The organism is Mesorhizobium sp. M2C.T.Ca.TU.002.02.1.1, assembly GCF_003997225.1.
Map to the genome: position 1 here is coordinate 1 of NZ_RZTO01000677.1, position 3,430 is coordinate 3,430.

At 64.7% G+C, this 3,430-nt stretch carries 6 protein-coding genes; 5 read left to right on the forward strand and 1 reads right to left on the reverse strand.

Going from position 1 to position 3,430, the window contains the following annotated elements:
• The 3 genes from EOD07_RS27340 to EOD07_RS27350 all read left to right on the forward strand — a co-directional run.
• The coding region (locus EOD07_RS27340; RefSeq protein WP_127237613.1) for a hypothetical protein at nucleotides 1-558 on the forward strand (558 nt) is incomplete at its 5' end.
• Between the two features lie 7 nt (nucleotides 559-565).
• The gene (locus tag EOD07_RS27345; RefSeq protein WP_127237614.1) at nucleotides 566-1,144 is read left to right on the forward strand and encodes a hypothetical protein; all 579 of its coding nucleotides are present in this window, start codon (nucleotides 566-568) and stop codon (nucleotides 1,142-1,144) included.
• Nucleotides 1,145-1,152: 8 nt separating this feature from the next.
• The gene (locus tag EOD07_RS27350; protein WP_127237615.1) at nucleotides 1,153-1,722 is read left to right on the forward strand and encodes a hypothetical protein; all 570 of its coding nucleotides are present in this window, start codon (nucleotides 1,153-1,155) and stop codon (nucleotides 1,720-1,722) included.
• Nucleotides 1,723-1,737: 15 nt separating this feature from the next.
• Here EOD07_RS27350 and pdxH read toward each other — a convergent pair whose 3' ends face one another.
• Nucleotides 1,738-2,355: a pyridoxamine 5'-phosphate oxidase gene (gene pdxH, locus EOD07_RS27355; RefSeq protein WP_127237616.1), complete on the reverse strand. Its 618-nt coding sequence runs from the start codon at nucleotides 2,353-2,355 to the stop codon at nucleotides 1,738-1,740.
• A gap of 40 nt (nucleotides 2,356-2,395) precedes the next feature.
• On the opposite strand from pdxH, the gene EOD07_RS27360 reads away from it, so the two are divergent.
• Both EOD07_RS27360 and EOD07_RS27365 read left to right on the forward strand, forming a co-directional pair.
• The gene (locus tag EOD07_RS27360; protein ID WP_127237617.1) at nucleotides 2,396-2,860 is read left to right on the forward strand and encodes an RT0821/Lpp0805 family surface protein; all 465 of its coding nucleotides are present in this window, start codon (nucleotides 2,396-2,398) and stop codon (nucleotides 2,858-2,860) included.
• Nucleotides 2,861-2,971: 111 nt separating this feature from the next.
• Nucleotides 2,972-3,430: DnaJ domain-containing protein (locus EOD07_RS27365; protein WP_164772579.1), on the forward strand; the 459-nt coding region annotated here is incomplete at its 3' end.

Genomic DNA, 3,430 nt, shown 5'->3' on the forward strand with positions numbered 1-3,430 from the left:
ACCCTCGCCGGTATCGGCACGGCGGCCGCAATCGCCGTTGCCGGCGTGCTTGGTGCTTTCGGCGCAAGGCATGAGCCGTTGCCGGTTCTGGCGCCGGCAAGCCAGATCGACACAGGCGAGTGGCTGTTGCGGCCCTTGAAGGCCTATGTCACCGCGGAGAAATACGCTTACGGGACATTGCTCAAGCCGGGCGGCAAGGCGCTGGTGCTCGAGGTCGAGATGACCAACCGCACGGCAAAATCCACCAAGGACTATTTCGACGTGCTGCAGGCGGGCCCGACGGTGGTCGATCCGGCGACCAAACCCTTCATCGTGCTGACGCGCGATTCCACCATGTCGCCCGAGTTGCATCCCGGCATGCCGGAGCGCATGGCCTATATCTGGCAATTGCCGGACGGAGCGGCCGTACCGGCAAATTTCCATCTGACCGTCATCCGCAAGGCCTACAAGCCGCGCGACAACCTCTACGGCCTGCCGGGCTGGTTCAATCCCACGCCGGCCGGCACGCTGACCATTCCCGTCGGCGCCGGACCCGCCGGCGCGGATATCCAGCCATGATGGGCCCATGATGCGAAAATCGGCCAACATCGTGCTGCTGCTTTTCGCCGTGGTGTTCTGCTATGGCCTGCAGATATCGAAGCCGCATTATGGCGACCTAATCGGGCCGATCCCGGCGCGCGGCAAGCTGGGCGACACGGTCGTCGGGCGCGCCTTCGAGGTCCACGCCGAAAAGATCGAGTTCGCCCGCAAGCTGAAGGTCGACCAGTTCGGCCAACAAAAGGTGCTGACCACCGGCGGCGTCTGGGCCGTGGTCACGGTCGCGTTCGCGGCGCGGGCAGAATCGACCGCGGTCTCCGTCGCGTCCTGGCGTGGGCCGACCGGTCTTACCTACGACCAGACCGAGCGGCTGTCCTTCATGAACGGGCTTTTGCCGGTTGCGGTCGATCCCGGCCTGCCGAGGAAGGCGAGGCTGATCTTCGAAGTGCGGCCGGACCAGGCGAACAACGCGACCTTGCTCATTTCGGAGAAGCTGGTGGCGGCGCTGGACTCGCAGGCCGAGATCTCGCTTGGGCCGGTGACGATCACGGCGGACGGCCTGCCCGGCGGCACGGTCGATACGCTGGATATGGCTGAGCCACTCTGAGAGAGCGAATGACGGCACAGGCTTTGGATCAGGACAATAGGGCAGGCGAGCGGAAATGGCGCCGCCGCAGCTTCTGGTCGCTCACGCTCCTGATCCCGCTCGCCCTGGCTGTCGAAGCCTATGACAGCGTCAAGACGCTGCTTGGAAACAACGATCTGTTCCCACGCCGTGTCGCCTGGGGCCAGAGCGCGCAGTTCGGCGGCAGCGACTGGAAGCTGACCGATTTGCGCGGCGCTTTCGGCATGTCGAACCTGCCGCCGGACTCCGTGCCGGTGCTGGCCGACTTCCAGGTCAAGATCGGCAATCCGGACCTGCAGAAGCTCTGGCTCGGCTGCAAGATCGTGCTGGTCGACAAGGACGGCCGGCGCTGGTCGCCGACCTCGATCGTCTCGCTGAAAACCCCCGACAATGTCGGCAACTGCATCTCGGCGATCTTCTCGGGCGCCAGGAGCGGCGACACGCTCAACCTGCGCGAGACGTTCCTGGTGCCGAAGGAAGCGACGAAGTCCGTACGCCCAGCCGTCAGCGTCGCCAGCGAACGGCCGCGTTTCCTGCTGTTTCAGCTCGAGAAGGACTGATCTCCCGCCTCGAGGTCAGGGATAGAGTCGCGTCTTGTCCCAGCCGCCGGCTGCATTGCGTGAAAACACGACGCGGTCATGCAGGCGGAACGGCCTGTCGTGCCAGAACTCGATCGTCCGCGGCACGATGCGGAAGCCCGACCAGTGTTTTGGCCGCGGGATATCGCCGATGGCGTAGCGCGCCGTGTATTCGGCCACTGCCTTCTCCAGCGCGAAACGGCTCTCCAGCGGCCGCGACTGTTTCGAGGCCCAGGCGCCGATGCGGCTGCCGCGCGGCCTTGTCGCGTAATAGGCGTCGGCCTCGGCATCGCTGACGATCTCCACCGGCCCGCGCACGCGCACCTGGCGGCGCAGCGATTTCCAGTGGAAGCACATTGCCGCCTTCATGCTGCCAAGAATCTCGCGGCCCTTGGCGCTCTCGAAATTCGTGTAGAAGACAAACCCCTTTTCGTCGAACCCCTTGAGCAGCACCATCCGCACATCCGGCATGCCGTCGGCGTCGACGGTCGCCAGAGCGACGCCGTTGGGGTCGTTGGGCTCGCTTTTGGTTGCGTCCTCCAGCCATGCGGCGAAGAGCCGGAACGGCTCCGCCGCTTCGGTGAAGTCACTGCTTGTTAACTCGGTTTCGTTCATAGTTTTCCAAATTTTTAACATTGCGGGAGGAGTTCGCCGATTGTCGCGTATCGCGCAAGCTTTTGACAGCGGGCAATGGAGCGTTATCGCTTCGGCCAGTGCCAAGGCTGCGCTGCTGACGTTGGCGCTGCCACTTGCCGCTTGCGGCGCCGGCGGCTTCAGCCTGCAAAAGGCCGAGGTCGACCGCTCGATCATCACCTCCAGCGCGCCGTCCTCGCCTGCCGCCCCGGCTGTCTCCGACCAGGACTCCGACCAGACCACCATCGGCAACGCGGTTTCTTCCGCCGACATCAAGGAGCTTGGCGGCCAGACGGTGCCATGGGCCAATGCCGGCACCGGCTCGCGCGGCGCGATCACCGAACTGGTGGAACTGAAGGACGGCGGCCTGACCTGCCGCCGTTTCAGCGCCACGCGCGAGAGCTTCGACGGCGTTGCCCTCTACAAGGGCGAGCTGTGCCTGGCCGGCGCTGGCGGCTGGCGCATGCAGGAGTTCAAGGCGCTTTGATTTTGGCGCTCTGAGTTTCACGCGCTAATTGCCCTTGCGCTACTGGAATTTCTTCCTATGCGAGCGCATATAGGGGGCGACTACAAATCCAATCTCTAGCAGGCAGGAAGTATGCGCGACCCCTATGAGGTGCTGGGCGTTGCCAAGAACGCATCGGCGAAGGACATAAAATCGGCTTACCGCAAGCTCGCCAAGAAATATCATCCGGACCAGAATCCGAATGATCCCAAGGCGAAGGACCGTTTTGCCGCCGCCAACCAGGCTTACGAGATCGTCGGCGACGAGAAGACGCGCGCCGCCTATGATCGCGGCGAGATCGACGCTGACGGCAAGCCGAAATTCCAGGGCTTTGAAGGCGCGGCCGGTGGCGACCCGTTCGCCGGGTTCCGCCGTCAGCAAGGCCCGGGCGGCGCGCATTTCGAATTCCGCGCCGGGCGCCCGGGCGGCGATCCGTTCGACGGCAACAGCGACATCTTCAGCCAGATCTTCGGCGATGCCTTTTCCGGCGCCCGCGGCGCCAGGGGCGGCGATCGCCGCCAGCCGGCGCAGGCGGCCGACCTCAACGTCACC

What these genes read in the sequence shown, in the direction of transcription:
- EOD07_RS27345 (WP_127237614.1), top strand. Translation starts at nt 566, where the DNA reads ATGATGCGAAAATCGGCCAACATCGTGCTGCTGCTTTTCGCCGTGGTG.
- EOD07_RS27350 (WP_127237615.1), top strand. Translation starts at nt 1,153, where the DNA reads ATGACGGCACAGGCTTTGGATCAGGACAATAGGGCAGGCGAGCGGAAA.
- pdxH (WP_127237616.1), bottom strand. Translation starts at nt 2,355, where the DNA reads ATGAACGAAACCGAGTTAACAAGCAGTGACTTCACCGAAGCGGCGGAG.